Genomic DNA, 301 nt, shown 5'->3' on the forward strand with positions numbered 1-301 from the left:
CCCAACCTGTTTGATATTGATGGCGGCGTTTTCGTCACGGTCGTTTTCCGACCCACAAGACGGGCAGCGCCACCGTCTCACGCTCAAATCCAACTCGTCTAAAACATACCCACAGCCCGAGCAGGTCTTACTGGATGGAAACCAACGGTCAATGTAGGCAACGACTTTTCCTTTCTTTTGAGCGACCCATTCCAAGATTTGCAGGAACGACCGAAATCCTAAGTCAGAGACTTTGCGTCCCCAGAGTCGCTGCATGGCTTTTAGGTTCAACGTCTCGAAATAGAGAACGTCAAACCGATCG

General features: G+C 50.8%; 1 protein-coding gene. It reads right to left on the reverse strand.

The annotated features are described in order from the left end of the window. On the reverse strand, positions 1–301 hold a 301-nt coding region (locus tag LKE08_RS00120), incomplete at both ends, for a transposase (protein ID WP_324702167.1).

The sequence above is a fragment of the Lyngbya sp. CCY1209 genome, assembly GCF_035615495.1.
GTDB lineage: Bacteria > Cyanobacteriota > Cyanobacteriia > Cyanobacteriales > Microcoleaceae > Limnospira.